The 15885-nt window shown below is 74.8% G+C and carries 9 protein-coding genes and 1 pseudogene; 6 read left to right on the top strand and 4 right to left on the bottom strand.

All coding sequences use genetic code 11. The features are described 5' to 3' along the window. Window positions 1-21: 21 nt before the first annotated feature. Window positions 22-789: a hypothetical protein gene (locus HCK00_RS03870; protein ID WP_168100291.1), complete on the bottom strand. Its 768-nt coding sequence runs from the start codon at window positions 787-789 to the stop codon at window positions 22-24. A gap of 229 nt (window positions 790-1018) precedes the next feature. Between HCK00_RS03870 and HCK00_RS03865 the strand changes: the two genes are divergently transcribed. From HCK00_RS03865 to HCK00_RS03855, 3 genes are read left to right on the top strand one after another with little or no spacing between them, the layout of a single operon-like run. Next, window positions 1019-2326, top strand: coding sequence for a sensor histidine kinase (locus HCK00_RS03865; protein ID WP_375781909.1), 1308 nt, complete (start codon window positions 1019-1021; stop codon window positions 2324-2326). Continuing rightward, entirely contained in the window at window positions 2290-2946 is a 657-nt protein-coding gene (locus HCK00_RS03860; RefSeq protein ID WP_168100289.1) for a response regulator transcription factor, read from the top strand. The genes HCK00_RS03865 and HCK00_RS03860 overlap by 37 nt, the downstream gene beginning before the upstream one ends. 51 nt (window positions 2947-2997) lie before the next feature. After that, on the top strand, window positions 2998-4452 hold the full coding sequence (locus HCK00_RS03855) for a DUF1996 domain-containing protein (protein WP_168100288.1): 1455 nt from the start codon (window positions 2998-3000) through the stop codon (window positions 4450-4452). 478 nt (window positions 4453-4930) lie between these two features. Here HCK00_RS03855 and HCK00_RS03850 read toward each other — a convergent pair whose 3' ends face one another. Further along, window positions 4931-5515 (bottom strand): hypothetical protein, encoded by a 585-nt coding sequence (locus HCK00_RS03850; RefSeq protein WP_311765124.1) that lies wholly within the window; start codon window positions 5513-5515, stop codon window positions 4931-4933. 181 nt (window positions 5516-5696) lie between these two features. On the opposite strand from HCK00_RS03850, the gene HCK00_RS03845 reads away from it, so the two are divergent. From HCK00_RS03845 to HCK00_RS03835, 3 genes are all read left to right on the top strand, one after another. Beyond that, entirely contained in the window at window positions 5697-8840 is a 3144-nt protein-coding gene (locus HCK00_RS03845) for an alpha-N-acetylglucosaminidase (RefSeq protein WP_168100287.1), read from the top strand. Between the two features lie 200 nt (window positions 8841-9040). Beyond that, on the top strand, window positions 9041-9754 hold the full coding sequence (locus HCK00_RS03840) for a TetR/AcrR family transcriptional regulator (RefSeq protein WP_168100286.1): 714 nt from the start codon (window positions 9041-9043) through the stop codon (window positions 9752-9754). 279 nt (window positions 9755-10033) lie between these two features. Beyond that, window positions 10034-11506 (top strand): AAA family ATPase, encoded by a 1473-nt coding sequence (locus HCK00_RS03835; RefSeq protein WP_168100285.1) that lies wholly within the window; start codon window positions 10034-10036, stop codon window positions 11504-11506. 40 nt (window positions 11507-11546) lie between these two features. Here HCK00_RS03835 and pulA read toward each other — a convergent pair whose 3' ends face one another. Further along, a complete protein-coding gene (gene pulA / locus HCK00_RS03830; protein ID WP_311765123.1) occupies window positions 11547-14309 on the bottom strand; it encodes a pullulanase-type alpha-1,6-glucosidase in 2763 nt (920 codons plus the stop codon). A gap of 114 nt (window positions 14310-14423) precedes the next feature. Beyond that, a pseudogene (locus HCK00_RS03825) lies at window positions 14424-15818 on the bottom strand (alpha-amylase); the annotation flags it as partial. Window positions 15819-15885: the final 67 nt, after the last annotated feature.

Here is a 15885-nt window from a genome sequence, read left to right as displayed (position 1 = left end):
CGCCGGGCACCCGGCGGGCGGTCAGGCCGCGGCCGGAACCGCCGTGGAACGGGCGGTGGGCGTGGTGGTGCGGGGGACGGCGGCCGGTGGCGGCCCCCGCCGGGAGAGCACGTAGGAGGGCGGCGGGCCCGGCGGCGGGACGTCCGCCGCCGGGGCGGGCAGCGGGGGCCGGACGGCGGCCGGGACGGACGGCGGCCCGGAGCGCGCGGCCAGCGCCCGCAGCAGCGGGGTCAGCGCGAGGGCGGCCACGCAGCGCAGCAGCCGGAAGAACGCGGCCTCGCCGCGCCACAGCCAGCAGGCGCAGCAGAGCGCGGCGACGGCGTGCGCGGCGAGCATGGCGAGCGACGCGGTGGCGGGGCCGGCGGCGCCGTCCGGCATCGGGCCTCCGGCGGCACCCGCCAGGTGCCCGGCGCCCGCCGTGCCGGTGGCGCCGTGGCCGGCCCCTCCGGCGCCGCTGAAGAACCAGTGCAGGACGGCCTGCCCGGCCAGCAGCGCCCCGGCGATGGGGAGCGGCCCGCGGGCCTCCGCCCCGCCCAGCCAGGCGGCCGCGCCGGTGGCGCCGAAGGCGGCCAGGAGCGCGGGGAGCGGGATGTCGTGGCCGGATGTCATCGCGTGGCCGGTCGCGGCCAGCACGACGGAGACGGCCGCGAACAGCGCGGCACGCAGCGCACGTGTGAGCGATCGGTCTCCCGTCATGGCATCCATGGCGAGATGCATGGTCCCACGCATGTTCGAACGTGGGTAGCGCCAGGGACGCCACACCTCGGGGAGCGGTCGGACTTCAGCCATGTCCACGGGGGTACGGACGCGCTCCCCGCCGCGTTCACCCGCGTCCGCCCCCGTTCACCCGCGTCGCGGCCCGACGCGCGCGCCCGGCGGGCCGTGGGGGGACACGGGCACCCCCGCGGGGTGGTGCCGGGTACACCCCCCTGGGGGGCCGGGGCCCCGTGCCCCCCGGGCGCGCCGCCGGGAGACTGGCCACACGGGCGTCCGAGGGGGACGCCCACGAGATCCGGGGATCCACGTGGTGACGAAATTCTCTGCGGCCCTCCCCGCGGCGCTGGCCGCGGCGGGACGGGGACTGCTGCTGGCGGGGGCGGCCCTGCTGGTGTCCACCTCGCTGCTCATGCTGACCCTGCTGTCGCTGGGGCTGATCCCGCTGGGGATCGGTGTCGTGACCACCCCGGCGGTCCTGGGCGCCGTGGTGAGCTACGCCGACCGGCGGCGGGAGGCGGGACGGGCCTGGACCGGGGTGCCGGCGCCGACGGTGCGCCGCCCGCTGCCGCCGGAGGAGGGCGGTTTCCTGGGGGCGCGGGCCCGGCGCTGCGGGCAGCTGCTGAGCGATCCGGCGACCTGGCGCGACGTGCTGTGGCTGTGGTTCGACATGGTGGTGGGGTTCACCACCGCGATCCTGGCCGGACTCCCGCTGATCCTCCCGGTGGTGGGGGTGGCCCTCGCGGCGGGGCTGTGGCGGGTGGTGGAACGCACCGGCGAGACCGTCACCTTCCTCTTCCTCCCGGTGACCGGGCAGCCGAGCGCCCTGCTGGCCGGCGCGCTCGGGCTGGCGTTCCTGGCCGCCGCGCCGCTGATCGCGCAGCCGCTGCTGCGGCTGCACGTCCGGGTGAGCGCCGCCGTGCTGTCGCCGCCGAAGGCGGTGCTCGCGCGGCGGGTGCAGCGGCTGGAGGAGACCCGCGGCGACGCGGTGGACGTCTCCGCCGCCGAGCTCCGGCGCATCGAGCGCGACCTGCACGACGGGGCGCAGGCCCGGCTGGTGGCGATGGGGATGAGCCTGGGCACCGTCGAGGCGCTGCTGGAGAAGGACCCGGAGCAGGCGCGGCGGCTGCTGGCCGCGGCGCGGCAGTCCTCGGCGGAGGCGCTGACCGAACTGCGGGACCTGGTGCGGGGCATCCATCCGCCGGTACTGGCCGAGCGCGGCCTGGGGGACGCCCTGCGGGCGCTGGCGCTGCGGCTGCCGCTGCCGGTGGACGTGGCGGTGGAGCTGCCCGGGCGGGCGGCGGCGCCGGTGGAGTCGGCGGCGTACTTCGCGGTGAGCGAGGCGCTGACGAACGCGGTGAAGCACTCGGGGGCCGACCATCTGTGGCTGGACGTGCGCTACGACGGGCCCGCCCGGGCCCTGCGGATGACCGTCACGGACAACGGCCGCGGCGGGGCCGACCCGGCCGCGGGCTCGGGCCTGTCCGGGGTCGAGCGCAGGCTCGGTACATTCGACGGCGTTCTCGCCGTCAGCAGCCCGGCCGGCGGCCCGACGATGGTGACGATGGAGCTGCCGTGCGTGTTGTCCTCGCAGAAGACCTCTTCCTCCTGAGGGACGGGCTGGTCCGGATGCTGGAGGCGTTCGGTTTCGAGATCGCGGCAGCCGTGGCCAGCGGCCCGGAGCTGACCCGGGCCCTGGCCGAGCTGCGGCCGGACGTGGCGGTGGTCGACGTCCGGCTGCCGCCGTCGTTCTCCGACGAGGGGCTCCAGTGCGCGCTGGCCGCCCGCCAGGAGACCCCCGGGCTGCCGGTGCTCGTCCTGTCCCAGCACGTCGAGCAGTTGTACGCGCGGGAACTGCTGGCGGACGGCCGGGGCGGGGTGGGCTATCTGCTGAAGGACCGCGTGTTCGACGCCGACCAGTTCATCGACGCGGTGCGGCGGGTCGCCGCGGGCGGCACGGCGATGGACCCGCAGGTGATCTCGCAACTCCTCGACCGGCGCTCCCGGGACCGCCCGATGGGGGCGCTCACCCCACGCGAACGGGAGGTGATGGGGCTGATGGCGCAAGGGCGCTCCAACACGGCCATCGCCGGGCAGCTGTTCATCACCGAACGGGCTGTGGCGAAGCACACATCCAACATCTTCGCCAAGCTCGATCTGTCCCCCTCGGACGACGACAACCGGCGGGTTCTCGCGGTTCTGGCCTATCTGGACCGGGGCACCGGGGAATGAGGTCCGCACGGGGGTTTGAACACGGGGGCCCCTCGCTGCGTATCGCTGGCCATGAAGCCCAAGACACACAAGCGTTCCCCTTTGCTGAACAGAACGGCCGGTGCGGCGGCGGCCCTTCTGTTGGGAGGCGGCGGGCTCGCTGCGGTGAACTACGCCTCCGCCGGCGAGTGGAACAACCAGCCCGAAAGCCGGAAAGGAGCGGCGGTCCAGCAGGTCTCCACCATCGCCTGTCCCAACGTGGTGGACCGCCTGCGCAACGTCCCCAAGCAGTCGAAGCAGGAGGTCGCCGAGGAGCTGGCCAAGCTCGACAGCCAGATCGGCGACTCCTACAAGCGCCTGGCCACCAACGGGGACGAGGCGCTGCGCGACCCGTCCTGGACCCGCAACGCGGTGCTCAACCCGCTGGTGGACAAGCGGCGCGCGACCATCGAGCGCATCCAGATCGCCCTCGAACGCCAGGGTGTGCAGCAGGCGGGCCTGAAGAAGCTCGCCAAGTGCAAGATGAAGAACGGCGGCCAGATCGCCCCGAACGACGGCCAGCAGGGCGGTGACCAGGGCGGCCAGGGCGGCGGCCAGGGTGGCCAGGACGGTGGTGACCAGGGCGGCGAGGCTCCGCCCGCGAGCGGCCCGGTGCCCGAGGACTTCGTCGACATCAACGACGTCCAGCCGAACGTCCAGAACCCGGAGAACCAGGGCAACGCCTCCACCGGGAAGTTCACGACGGCCTGCGGCACCAACGAGAACCGGATCTTCAACTCCGACAACGTCATCGTGGCGCCCGGCGTGAGCAACGGCGCGCACCACATGCACGACTACGTCGGCAACCAGGCCAACGACGCGTTCGCCAGCGACGAGGTCCTCGCGCAGGGCGCGACCACCTGCGCCAACCAGGAGGACCTCTCCACGTACTACTGGCCGGTGATCCGTGACCTCACCGCCGGGGACGAGGCCGACGTCAACGAGCCGGGCGGCGGCCAGGACGGCAACGTCGGCAAGATCATCCAGCCTGCCGAGGTGACCCTGGACTTCGTGGGCAGCCCGGTCGGCGAGGTCGTGGAGATGCCGCGCTTCCTGCGCATCATCACCGGTGACGCCAAGTCGTTCACCAACGGCAACGCCAACGTCAACTCCTCCTGGAGCTGCACCGGCTTCGAGGACCGGCAGATCGAGGACAAGTACCCGCTCTGCCCCGAGGGCAGCCAGGTGGTGCGCAAGTTCGAGTTCCAGAGCTGCTGGGACGGCCAGAACATCGACAGCGCCAACCACCGTGACCACGTCGCCTTCGCAGGTGAGGACGGCTCCTGCAACGACGGGTTCGTCGCCATCCCGAAGCTGGTCCAGCGGATCGTCTACGACGTGCCGACCGGCCCCAACTTCGCGCTGGACACCTTCCCGGAGCAGCTCCACAAGCCCATCACGGACCACGGTGACTTCATCAACGTGATGTCCGAGGGGCTGATGGCCCAGGCCGTGGAGTGCATCAACACCGGCCAGGAGTGCACCTGACGGGGCGCCTCCGGGCGGCCCCGGGCGGCTCACCCGCCGATCGGATCCCCTGACGGTCCCGCGTGACCGCCCTGGTGGGGGTGCCGGTGCTCGCACCGGCACCCCCACCGCTGTTTCCGGGGCGGGGCGGGATGGGGCCCGCTGTTCCCGGGGCGGGGGCGGGGTAGGGCTCCGCTGTTTCCGGGGCGGGGGCCGGACGGAGTCCCGCGCCGGAAACCGCGGCCCCGTCGGCAGGCCGCCCACGGGCGGAGACAGATCGGCGCGCGGCCCGGGCACCCGGGCCGGGGCTCGGCCCGGGCGCCGTGACCGTTCCGGCGCCGGGCCTCCGGCGCCGGGCCGGGCCGCGCGTGCCCGCCACGACGGTGACACCGGTGCCGCTCGCCCGCGGGGCGCCCCCGCCGTGCCACCGCCCCGGGCCCGCTCCCCCGGGCCCGCTCCCCCGGGCCCGCTCCCCCGGCCGGGGCGCCCCGCGGCCGCGTCAGCCGTGGTCGCCGCCGTGGCCCTTGCCGTGCCCGCCGTCCCCGCCGTCCCCGCCGTCGTGCTTACCGCCGTCGTGCTCGCCGCCGTCGTCACCGGAGTCCCCGCCGTGCGAGGCGCCCGCCGCGAGGTCGCCGCCGAGCTTCCCGCGGAAGTTCCGCAGAAGGTCCTCGTCCCCGACGATCACCCACTTGGGGCCCACCAGATACGAGCCGCCGTACGCCTCGGCCTCCGAGAGCCAGTCCTGCTGCCCCTGGTGGCTGAGGAAGGTGGTCACGACATAGCGGCCGTCCCCCTTGCCGCACTGCCCCTGGCGCAACTCCTCCGCGTCGATCTGGATGTGCGGCTCCGGGCAGCCCGCCTTGCCCGCGAGCTGCTCCACCGTGCCGGTCGCCGCCTTCGGCACGGTGTCCCCGTCACCACTGTCACCGCCGTCGCCGCAGCCGGCCAGCAGCAGGGCGCCGGCCATCGCGGCGGCGGTCACCGCGGCGCGGAGCGGGCCGACGGGCCCCCGGGCCGGGGCAGGGCCGGTGGCCCGGGCGCCGCTCCGGGCGGGGCGGGACAGGACGGGACGCTTCGCGGACACGGTTCCTCCGAATGGGTCGACGAGGGTGGCGGACCGCCCGGGCGCAGGGCGCCGTAACGGTCTCCTGACAGCGGGTACGGGCCGGCGCGGCGCGCGTCTCATTGCCCGTCCCCGCCGCGGTCGTTAGCGTGCACCCTTCGCACATCTGTTGTCCTGTGACTACGCAGAGTGGGGAGCGCACGTGACCGATCTGACCCGACGTGTACTGCTGGGCACCGCCGGGGCGCTGGGCGCGGCCACCGCGCTCGGCCCCTCTCACAGCGCCCACGCCGCCCCCGCCGCCGGGGCGGCGCACGCGCGGGCGGGTGCCGCCCGGCCCGGCGAGCCGCCCTTCGACACCGTTCCCGCGCGGTCCGCCCTGGAGCGCCTGCTGCCCGGCCACGCGGACCAGTTCACCCTGGAGCCGCTGGCCGGGGGGCCGGACCGGTTCCGGGTCGGCGCCGGGCCGGACGGGCGGGTGGAGGTCGCCGGCACCGGGCCGGGCACCCTGCTCACCGGCGTCCACTGGTATCTGAAGTACGTGTGCCGGGCGCATCTGAGCTGGTCCGGCGTCCAGGCGGAGCTGCCCGGCCGGCTGCCGGCGCCGGCGCGCCCGCTGACCCGGTCCGCAACCGTGACCCACCGCTTCGCCCTCAACGACACGCACGACGGCTACACCGCCCCGTACGCCGACTGGCCCCGCTGGGAACGCCTGATCGACATCATGGCGCTGCACGGCTGCAACGAGGTGCTGGTCACCCCCGGTCAGGAGGCCGTGTACCACCGGATGCTCCAGGACTTCGGCTACTCCGGCGACGAGGCCCGCGCCTGGCTCCCCGCCCCCTCCCACCAGCCGTGGTGGCTGCTCCAGAACATGAGCGGTTACGGCGGCCCGGTCGGCCCGGAGCTGCTGGCCCGCCGCACCGAGCTGGGCCGCCGCATCTGCGGGCGGCTGCGGGAGCTGGGCATGGCGCCGGTCGTCCCGGGTTATTTCGGCACCGTCCCGGACGGTTTCGCCGGGCGCAACCCCGGCGCCCGGACCGTCCCCCAGGGCACCTGGGCCGGGCTGAAGCGCCCCGACTGGCTGGACCCGCGCTCCCCCGCCTTCGCCGCGGTGGCCCGCTCCTTCTACCGCCATCAGAGTGAACTCTTCGGTCCGGTCCGCCACTTCAAGATGGACCTGCTGCACGAGGGCGGGGACCCGGGTGACGTGCCGGTGCCGGAGGCCGCGCGGGCCGTGGAGTCCGCGCTGCACGCCGCCCGCCCGGACGCCGTGTGGGTGATCCTCGGCTGGCAGGCGAACCCGCGCCGGGAACTGCTGGACGCGCTCGACCGGGAGCGGACGCTGATCGTCGACGGGCTGTCGGACCTGGAGACCGTCACCGACCGGGAGGCGGACTGGGGCGGTGTCCCGTACGCCTTCGGCACCATCCCCAACTTCGGCGGGCGGACCACCATCGGCGCCAAGACCCACCTGTGGACCGAGCGGTTCACCGTCTGGCGGGACAAGCCCGGCTCCGCGCTGGCCGGCACCGCCTACATGGCCGAGGCCGCCGAGCGCGACCCCGCCGCTTTCGAACTCTTCAGCGAGCTGGCCTGGCGGGAGGAGGCCGTGGACCGCGCCGCCTGGTTCGAGGGGTACGCCGACCTCCGCTACGGCGGGCGGGACCGCGCCGCCCGCGAGGCCACGGCCGTCCTCCGCGACACCGCGTACGAGATCAGCAGCCGCGACGGCCGGCCGCACGACTCGATCTTCGCCGCCCGCCCGAGCCTCACCGCCCGCTCCGGCACCCATTACGCCACCCACACCCCCGCCTTCGACCCGGCCGCGTTCGACGGCGCCTTCGCCGCCCTGCTCGCCGTCCGGGCGCCGCTGCGCGACTCCGACGCCTACCGGCACGACCTCACCGACCTGGCGCGGCAGGCCCTGGCCAACCGCTCGTGGCAGCTCCTCCCCCAGCTCCGCACCGCCTTCGAACGCGAGGACCGGGAGACCTTCGCCGCGCTCTCCGCCCTCTGGCTGGAGCTGATGCGGCTCAGCGACGAGATGACCGGCGCCCACCGGCGGTTCCTGCTCGGCCCCTGGCTGGCCGACGCCCGCCGGATGGCCTCCGGCGAGGCGGAGGCCGACCGGCTGGAGCGCACCGCGCGGGTGCTCGTCACCACCTGGGCCGACCGCCCCACCGCCGACGGCGGGCGGCTGGCCAACTACGCCAACCGGGACTGGAACGGCCTCATCGGCGACTTCCACCTCCCGCAGTGGCAGCGCTACCTGGACGAGCTGTCGGCCGCGCTGGCCGGGGAGCGCGAGCCCGGCGCCATCGACTGGTACGCGGTCGAGGAGCCCTGGACCCGGGAGACCAAGCGCTACCCCGAGCAGCCGGTGACCGACGCCTTCACCACCGCGCGCCGCGTCCACCGCGTCCTGGCCCGCGCCCCGTACCAGGGCACCGTCACCGTGACCGCCGAGCCGGCGACCGTGCCGCCCGGCGGCTCCACGGAGCTGACCGCCGCCTTCCGCAACACCAACGGCCTCTCCCCCACCGGCCGCGTCGTGTTCACCCTCACCGGCCCCGGTGCCGAGCCGCCCGGGCCCGTCACCCTGCCCGCCGTCGAAGCGGGCGGCACGGCCGAGGCCCGCTGGCGCGTCGCCGCCCCGGAGGGACCACCGAGCCGCCCCCTGGAACCACTCCCCTACGACCTCACGGCCCGTTACGGACCGCGCGGGGAGGAACCGGTGCGCGCCTCGCACCCGGGCACCCTGTACGTGGCCTCCCCGCCGGCGGCCGGCTGGCGCACGGCCAACGGCAACGGCGCCCTCTTCGGGCAGCTCGGCGACCGGTACGCCATCGAGGGCGGTGGCGCCGACCTGTGGAAGGCCACCGCCGAGTTCGGCGCCCTGTACCGGCCGGGCGTCCTGGCCGTGGGCGCGGCGGTGACCCTCCGCGTGGACACCCAGGCGGTCACCGGCCCCTGGGCCCGCGCGGGGATCATCGTCCGCGACGCGCTGGGGACGGCCGGCTCGCGCGGCTTCGTCAACCTGTCCGTCACCCCGGCGAACGGCGTCGCCCTCTCCTACGACGCCGACGGGGACGGCACCCTGGACACCTACCGGCGTGTCACCGGGCTCGCCGCCCCCGTCACCCTGCGCCTGACCCGCACCGGGGCCCGCGCCTACCGCGGCGAGTGCTCGGCGGACGGCGGCGCCACCTGGCGCGCGGTGGCGGAGGTGACGGTCCCCGGGGGCGCCGGGGCCACGCAGGACGCCGGGATGTTCATGTCCGCGGCCAACGGGGGTGACGGGGCGCGCGGGCTGGTGGAGTTCAGCGGCTGGCGCCTCTCCTGACCCGCCCGCGCCCGGCGGGGCCCGGTCCACCCGGCGGACGGTGATCGCCCGCCGGGCCCGGGCCCGCCGCCAACTTCCGCGGCCAGGGCGGGACTTGGCTCACGGTGCCGCTCCGGCCCGCGAACCGGGCCCCGCCCGCCCGGACCGGGGCGCTCCCCGCCCGGGTCACGGCGGTCCGGCCGGTGGTTAGGGTGGCCCTCATGACGAGCGTGGCACGCCGCCGGATGGGGGTCGAGGAGCGGCGGGAGCAGCTCCTCGCCGTGGCGCTGGAGCAGTTCGGCCGCCGCTCCCCCGACGAGGTCTCCCTGGACGACATCGCGAGCGCCGCCGGCATCTCGCGACCGCTTCTCTACCACTACTTCCCCGGCCGGAACGGCCTCTACGAGGCGGCGGCGAACCGGGCCGCCGAAGAGTTGAAGAATCGTTTTTCCGGACCTCCGGAAGGGCCGCTGCGGGACCGTCTGGCGCGGGTCACGCGCCGCTGGTTCGACTTCGTCGACACCTACGGCCCCGGCTTCGCCTCCCTGCTCCGCCACGACGGCCCCCCGGGCCACGGACGGAACCCCGTGCCCGCCGGCGAGATCCGCGCGGCGGCGCTCCGCGAACTCCTGCTCCACCTCGGTCTCGACGAGCCCGGCCCGCGCCTCGCCCTGCTGCTCCGCTCCTGGCTCGCCCTCGCCGAGACCGCCGCGCTGGCCCGGCTGGACGGCTGCGGGATACCGCGCGGGCAACTGGAGGACCAGCTCGTCCGCGCCTTCACGGCCCTGGCGGCGGCCACGGCGCCGGACGACGAGGAGACCGCCGGGCTGGTGCGCCGTATGGCGGCGGAGGAGGGCACCGACGGCCCCACCCTCACCGCCTTCCTCACCGGCCCGCGGCCCCCGCACCGCACGGCGGACCCCGCCGCACCCTGACCCCGCCGCACCTGACCCCACCGCGCGGCACCACCCGGCGTCCCACCGGCCGGCCGCCCGCCCGGGCGCGCCCGACGGCGCCCACGCCACCCGAACCCCGCCGGGGCCCCGGAGCCTCCTCCCCGCACCGCCGCGGAACCGCCTCCGGGCCGCCCGAGGCTCCCGGCCGCCCCCGCCGAAACCCCGCCCCCCGGGGGGACGAGCGGCGGAGCGTTTGAGGAGTACAGTTATGAGAACCGTACTCCTCAAAACAGCATCCGCGACCCATCCAGGAACGCCATGGACAAGCCTGCCGAGATGTTCGACCGCGACCACGAGTGGTCGGCCCTGAGCCGGTTCATCACCGACCCACAGCCGGGCGCCACCCTCGGCGTGGTCTCCGGGCGCCGCCGCCAGGGCAAGACCTTCCTGCTGGACGCCGCCTGCCGGGCCGCGGGAGGCTTCTACTTCGGCGCGACCGAAGCCGCCGACGCCGAGTCGCTGCGCCGGATCAGCGACGCGCTGACCGCGCACGCCCGCCCCGCCAGTCCGTTCCACTTCGCGAACTGGTCGGAGGCGGTGGACGCCCTGCTCGCGCTCGGCACCGCGCGCCCCGTACCGGTGGTGATCGACGAGTTCCCGTACCTCGCCAAGGCCAACCGGGAGCTGCCCTCGATCATCCAGGAGGCGCTGCGGCCGCTGCGCGCCGAACGCACCGGCTCCCGTACGAGGCTGCTGCTGTGCGGCTCGGCGCTCTCCTTCATGGGACGGTTGCTGTCGGGCAGCGCCCCCCTGCGGGGACGGGCCGGGCTGGAACTCCTCGTCCGTCCCCTCGACCACCGGCTCGCGGCCGAGTTCTGGGAGATCGACGACCCCCACCTGGCCCTGAAGGTGAACGCGATCGTCGGCGGAACCCCCGCCTACCGCCGCGAATTCGCACGGGGTGACACACCTGAGGGCCCGGACGACTTCGACGACTGGGTCGTCCGCACCGTCCTCAATCCGGAGACACCGCTGTTCCGCGAGGCCCGGTATCTGCTGGCCGAGGAGCCCGACTTCCGCGACACGGCCCTGTACCTGTCCGTTCTTGCCGCCGTGGCCGACGGCAACGCCACCCGCGGAGGTGTGGCCGGCTACCTGGAGCGGAAGGCGAACGACATAGCGCACCCGATCACGGTTCTCGAGGACGCGGGCCTGCTGCGCCGTGACGCCGACGCCTTCCGGGACAACCGCTCCACCTACCGCATCGCCGAACCCCTGATCGGCTTCTATCACGCGATCATGCGTCCGGCCTGGCATCAGCTCGAACGCCCCGGCAGCGCGCAGCGGGTCTGGCAGGCCAGCCGCCGCCGCTTCGCCGGAAACGTCCTCGGCCCGCACTTCGAGCAGGTCTGCCGCGACTGGGCCCTGCATCACGCCGATCCCGAACTCCTCGGTGGCCTGCCCGCCCGCGTCGGGCACGGTGTCGTCCACGACCCCGCGGCCCGCACCGGCCACGAGATCGACGTGGCGGTCATCGGCATCGCGGACGGCACCAAACCGCCACTCCTGGCCATCGGCGAGGCCAAGTGGAACGACACCATGGGCGCCGCCCACATCGACCGACTGCGGCACCTCCGCGACCTCCTCGCCCGGTCCGGCCGGTACGACACCGCCGGAACCCGGCTCCTCTGCTTCAGCGGAGCCGGGTTCAACGACACGGCACGCGCCGCCGCCGCAGCCGATCCCGGTATCCGGCTGATCGGCATGGCCGACCTCTACGGACAGGACTGACCACCCCGCCCTCCCGCCGGGCACCGCGCGCGGGGCCCGTTCAGCGCCGCTGGAAGACCGCGACCGTGCGGCCCGGGACGGTGAAGGTGCCCGTGGCCCGGTCGTAGGAGGCGGACTTCACCACCGGGTCGGCGCCCCCGGCCTGCACGGGGTGCAGCGCGTGGTCCCGTCCGGCCGCCGGCGGGAGGCGCTGCCCCCGCTCCTGCGGGGTGGCGTTGAAGACGACCACCAGCCCGCCGAGGGCCATGGTGACCACGCCCGGGGTCTCGTCCGGCCCGGAGAGCGGGAAGGAGAGCTGCCGCTGGACGTCCTCGGCCGTGGCCAGCCCGAACTCCGGTTCGGTGGTGCGGATGCGGAGCAGGTCCCGGTACGCGGCCGAGGTGCCCTCGATCTCCGCGCAGCCCGGGCGGAGTTCCTCCCGGGTGAGCAGCGGCTTCGCGAAGGGCCACTTGTCCCGGTTGTCGGCCGCGGGCGGCAGGCCCCGGCCGAAGCCGTTGCCCTGGCGGCAGTCCCAGTGCAGCGCGTTGAACCAGTCGCCGCTGTCGTAGGAGTTGCGGTCCAGGGACTTGGAGCGGAGCAGGTCGCTGCCCGCCTGGGAGAGCGCCGGGCCCTGCGAGAGGGTGGCGGTGGCCATGGCCAGCACCTGCATCCTGGCCCGGTCCGCCGCCGGGGTCCCCGGCGGCAGCTTGTACGCGAGGGCGTCGTAGAGGGTCTCGTTGTCGTGGGCGTCGGCGTAGGCGAGGGCGTCCCCGGGGGCGGCGGCGTAGCCGGCCGGTGAGCCGTTGTAGTCCACCTCCGCGCCGCGGACGGTCCGGCCGGAGGTGTCGGTGAAGGAGTAGGCCGCCAGGTTGCCGGTGAGGCCGACCTTGAGCAGGTCCTGGTAGTGGAGCAGCCGGGCCCGCCGCTCGGCCTCGCCGCCGTTCGCCGCCGAGCCGTTGTCCTCGGTGAACAGGCCGGAGGCGAAGCCCTGGACGCCGGGGTCCGCGTCGAAGGGCCCGCCGCCGCGCACCGCGTCCCGGGCCCGGTCGCTGAAGGTGGCGATCGAGGTGCCGGCCATGTTCTCCTGCGTGGCCTGGACGAACCGGGCGTCGCCGGCGACCTCGCCGAAGTCCCAGCCCTCGCCGTAGAGGAGGATCTCCTTGCCGTCCACCCCGTCCCGCTCGGGCGTCAGCGCGTCCAGGGCCTCGCGGACGGCGAGGATACCCGCCTTGGGGTGGTGGCCCATGAGGTCGAAGCGGAACCCGTCGACCTTGTACTCCTTCGCCCAGGTGACGACGGAGTCCACCACGAGCTTGCCCATCATCGCGTGTTCGGGCGCGGTGTTGGCGCAGCAGGTGGAGGTGGCGACGGTGCCGTCCGCCAGCAGCCGGTGGTAGTAGCCGGGGACGATCCGGTCCAGCACGGACTTCTCGTCCTGGCCGCTCGCCACGGTGTGGTTGTAGACGACGTCCATGACGGCGCGGAGCCCGATGCCGTTCAGGCCCTGCACCATCCGGCGGAACTCGGTGGTGCGCCGGGGGCCGTCGGGGTCGCTCGCGTAGCCGCCCTCGGGGACCATGTGGTGCAGCGGGTCGTAACCCCAGTTGTAGCCGTCCCGCGCGGCGGTCTCCGCCACGCACTCCTGCTGCCGCGGGGAGTCCGCGGGCAGCGCGGGCAGGTCGCAGCGGGGCTCGACGCGGTCGGACGGGCGTTCGGGGATGGTGCCGATGTCGAAGGCGGGCAGCAGGTGGACGTAGGAGGTGCCCGCCTCCGCCAGCTTCCTCAGGTGGGTCATGCCGTCCGAGTCCCGGTCGGTGAACGCCAGGTACTCGCCGGGGTGCCGGGAGGTGGGGTCGCTCGCCGAGAAGTCGCGGATGTGCAGCTCCTGGATCTGCGCCCGCCGGAGTTCCACGGCCGCCGGCTTCTTCAGCGACGCCCAGCCCGCGGGGGCCAGCGCCGGGTCGGCCAGGTCGGTGACCAGGCTCTCCCTGGAGTCGGCGGTGAGGGCGGTGGAGTACGGGTCGGTGACCTCGTTGGTGACCAGCTCCCCGGTGCTCGGGGCCCAGACGGTCACCGCGTAGCGGTACGGCTTGCCGCGCCAGCCCTTCGCGCCGGTGACGCTCCAGACGCCGCTCCGGCCGTCCCGGCGCATCGCGACCGTCCTGCCGTCCAGGGTGAGGGAGACCTCGCGGGCGGTGGGCGCCCAGACGGAGAGGGTGGGGGTGCCGTCCGCGGCGAAGACCGGGCCGAGATCGGCGCGGACGGCCGCCGCCGCGTAGAGGTCGTCCAGGACGCCCGGGATCTGCACCCCCGTCGCGGCGAGCGGCGTACCGTCCGCCGCGCGCTGGACGGCGGCCACCTGGCCGCGCAGCGCCGCGCGGGCCCGGCCGCGGTCGCGTTCATCGACGGTGAACGCCGGAACGTCCCTGAGGTGCGGATACGCCGCCCGTTGCGCCTCGGTGAGGGAGGCGGGTGCGAGCCGCAGCCGATGCCCCTGGGCCGGGCGGGCGCCCTTTCGGACGGTGAGGCCGCCCCGGGGCGCGTACACGAGTTCCTCGCGGGTGGCGGCGGTGGCCGTCACCTGCCAGACGACGGTGTCGCGGTCGATCCACTGCGCCTCGGCCCGGGTGAGGTCGAGGGCGGCGGAACCGGGCGACTCCGAAGAAGCAGCAGGGGCAGCGGGGGCGGCGGATGCGGCGGGGCCGGAGGGGGTTGCGGGCGGCGGCGGGGCGGCGGACGCGGGCCCGGCCGCGGGCAGCACCGCCGCGACGAGCGCCGCGGCGACGGCCGCGACGGTGTGGCGGCGGCGCGGATGACCGGTCACGGGTGACGACTCCTCGGGGTCCACGGGGTGTGGGGCATGAGCGCGCGGCTGACGCGATCCGGACGGCGCGGCGCCCCGCCGGGGGCCGGGGCCGCGCCGTCCGGGCGGGGTTCAGCAGCCGCGTGCCCCGGTGTGCAGGGCGAGCGCGGTGTTCGGGCCGAGGGTGGCGGTGAACCGGCCGGAGCCGTCCACCGTCACCGTCCGGCCGCTCTGCACATCGCAGTACGCGCCACCAGGCAGCGAGGTCTGGAAGGTGCGGTTGAGCGACCCGCTCTCGTGGTTGACGGCGACGTAGCCGGCGCTGCCGCGGCCGAAGGCGATGGCGTCGTTCCCGTTGTCCCACCAGTGGGTGACGGGTGAGGTGCCCACGGTGTTGCGGAAGGCGACCATCTTCATGATCTCCGGCCACTTGTGCTGGCACTTCCAGCCGTCCTGCCAGCAGGCGTTCACCGTGCCGCCGTTCGGGGGACCCGCGTCCTTGTCCGACCACTCGTAGCCGGAGTGGATGTCCGGCGCCCCGTACGGCCAGGCCAGCATGAACACGTTGGCCAGGGTGTAGTCGGCGCCGTTCTTGTAGCTGAGGGTGTCGCCGCCGCGCTCGGTGTCGTGGTTGTCGACGAAGACGGCGGACCGGCCGCTGTCCATGTGGCCCCAGCCCTCGCCGAAGTTCGCGAGGTACGCGAGGTTCTCCTGCTGGAAGACCCGCTTGAGGTCGCGGGCGTAGCGGAACTCCTGGACGTCGCCGTTGCCCAGGTACTCGCTCGGCGAGACGGCCTCGCCGGCGCCGAAGATGGCCTCCTGCTTCCAGTAGGCGCCGGGGTTGGTGAGCCGGGACTTGATGTTCGCCAGGTCGGCGGCCGGCATGTGCTTGGCGGCGTCGATGCGGAAGCCGTCGACGCCGAGGGAGAGCAGGTCGTTCATGTAGGCGGCGATGCGGCCGCGGACGTACTCCTCGCCGGTGTCCAGGTCGGCCAGGCCCACCAGCTCGCAGTGCTGGACGTTGTAGCGGTCGCGGTAGTTGCTGATCTCGGACCGGCAGTCGTCCATGTCCGCGCCCGAATAGAGGCCCGGGTAGTCGTACTTGGTGTACGAGGACCCGCCGGTGCCGGTGCCGGAGCCGGCCGACATGTGGTTGATGACGGTGTCGGCGACGACCTTGACCCCCGCCCCGTGACAGGTGTCGATCATGTTCTTGAAGGCGTTCCGGTCACCGAGCCGGCTCGCGATCTTGTAGCTGACGGGCTGGTACGACGTCCACCACTGGCCGCCCTGGATGTGCTCCTGCGGGGGCGAGACCTGGACGTAGCCGTAACCGGCCGGTCCGAGGGTCTGGGTGCACTCGCGGGCGACGGAGTCGAACCGCCACTCGAAGAGCACGGCGGTGACCTGCTTGTTTCCCGGGGGTGCCGCCTGCGCGGGGGCCGCTGGCGAGACCAGCCCGACGGCGGCGCCCGCCACCAGGGCGAGTACCGCGGCCAGGGGCCGGCGTCCGCTGACGCAACGGGCCATTGCTTCCTCCTGGGGTGAGGAATCGAGGGGTGGGGAGAGGGGGCGCGAGGTGGGGGTGCCGAAGGTG

Source organism: Streptomyces zingiberis (genome assembly GCF_012034935.1).
GTDB classification, from domain to species: domain Bacteria; phylum Actinomycetota; class Actinomycetes; order Streptomycetales; family Streptomycetaceae; genus Streptomyces; species Streptomyces zingiberis.
The sequence above is the reverse complement of the archived record's forward strand: the minus strand, read 5'-3'. Positions and strand labels throughout refer to the sequence as shown.

What these genes read in the sequence shown, in the direction of transcription:
- HCK00_RS03870 (WP_168100291.1), bottom strand. Translation starts at nt 789, where the DNA reads ATGGCTGAAGTCCGACCGCTCCCCGAGGTGTGGCGTCCCTGGCGCTAC.
- HCK00_RS03855 (WP_168100288.1), top strand. Translation starts at nt 2,998, where the DNA reads ATGAAGCCCAAGACACACAAGCGTTCCCCTTTGCTGAACAGAACGGCC.
- HCK00_RS03840 (WP_168100286.1), top strand. Translation starts at nt 9,041, where the DNA reads ATGACGAGCGTGGCACGCCGCCGGATGGGGGTCGAGGAGCGGCGGGAG.
- HCK00_RS03835 (WP_168100285.1), top strand. Translation starts at nt 10,034, where the DNA reads ATGGACAAGCCTGCCGAGATGTTCGACCGCGACCACGAGTGGTCGGCC.